The sequence below is a fragment of the Microcoleus sp. T3_A4 genome (assembly GCF_036700465.1).
GTDB lineage: Bacteria > Cyanobacteriota > Cyanobacteriia > Cyanobacteriales > Microcoleaceae > Microcoleus.
Genome location: NZ_JAUBOY010000129.1, coordinates 1 through 1,645 on the forward strand (window position 1 = coordinate 1; position 1,645 = coordinate 1,645).

Below are 1,645 nucleotides of genomic sequence, written 5' to 3' on the forward strand. Positions count from 1 at the left end.
GTGGGAGTTGGTGTTACCTCTGGTGTCGGAGTTGGCGTGGGAGTTGGTGTTACCTCTGGTGTCGGAGTTGGCGTGGGAGTTGGTGTTACCTCTGGTGTCGGAGTTGGCGTGGGAGTTGGTGTTACCTCTGGTGTCGGAGTTGGCGTGGGAGTTGGTGTTACCTCTGGTGTCGGAGTTGGCGTGGGAGTTGGTGTTACCTCTGGTGTCGGAGTTGGCGTGGGAGTTGGTGTTACCTCTGGTGTCGGAGTTGGCGTGGGAGTTGGTGTTACCTCTGGTGTCGGAGTTGGCGTGGGTTCGGGTGTGGGAACACTATCATTATCAGTGATATTAGCTGTGACAGCAGCGACGGTAATGCCGCTATAATTTGTATCCGTTGAAGTGGCGGTATGAGTAATACTTCCAGTATGACTTCCTTCCACTAATGTGTCATCAGCAGCCGTGACAGTTACGGTTTGCGGTGTATTCCAATTAGTTGAATTAAAGGTGAGTGTGGAAGCTGAAGTAGCGGTTTGAGCAGTGTTGCCAATTGCTAGATTAACATCGGCTGTGGGTTGTGATGTTAAAACTACTGTGTAATTACCAGTTGTACCGCCTTCTGTAGATGTTGTAGAAGTGGGAGTGATTGTGATTGCTGCACTATCGTTATCAGTAATATTAGCTGTGACAGCAGGTACGGTAATGCCGCTATAATTTGTATCCGTTGAAGTGGCGGTATGAGTAATACTTCCAGTATGACTTCCTTCCACTAATGTGTCATCAGCAGCCGTGACAGTTACGGTTTGCGGTGTATTCCAATTAGTTGAATTAAAGGTGAGTGTGGAAGCTGAAGTAGCGGTTTGAGCAGTGTTGCCAATTGCTAGATTAACATCGGCTGTGGGTTGTGATGTTAAAACTACTTCATAACTACCAGTTGTACCGCCTTCTGTAGCTGTTGTAGAAGTGGGAGTGATTGTGATTGCTGCACTATCGTTATCAGTAATATTAGCTGTGACAGCAGCGACGGTAATGCCGCTATAATTTGTATCCGTTGAAGTGGCGGTATGAGTAATACTTCCAGTATGACTTCCTTCCACTAATGTGTCATCAGCAGCCGTGACAGTTACGGTTTGCGGTGTATTCCAATTAGTTGAATTAAAGGTGAGTGTGGAAGCTGAAGTAGCGGTTTGAGCAGTGTTGCCAATTGCTAGATTAACATCGGCTGTGGGTTGTGATGTTAAAACTACTTCATAACTACCAGTTGTACCGCCTTCTGTAGCTGTTGTAGAAGTGGGAGTGATTGTGATTGCTGCACTATCATTATCAGTGATATTAGCTGTGACAGCAGCGACGGCAATGCCACTATAATTTGTATCCGTTGAAGTGGCGGTATGAGTAATACTTCCAATATGACTTCCTTCCACTAATGTGTCATCAGCAGCCGTGACAGTTACGGTTTGCGGTGTATTCCAATTAGTTGAATTAAAGGTGAGTGTGGAAGCTGAAGTAGCGGTTTGAGCAGTGTTGCCAATTGCTAGATTAACATCGGCTGTGGGTTGTGATGTTAAAACTGCTGTGTAAGTACCAGTTGTACCGCCTTCTGTAGCTGGGGTAGCAGTGGGAGTGATTGTGACTCCGGCAATATCGTTATCAGTGATATTAGTTGTTA

1 protein-coding gene is annotated in these 1,645 nt (G+C 46.2%); it reads right to left on the bottom strand.

What is annotated here, in order from left to right; translation table 11 throughout:
- On the bottom strand, positions 1-1,645 hold a 1,645-nt coding region (locus QUA07_RS29845; protein WP_445305926.1), incomplete at both ends, for a beta strand repeat-containing protein.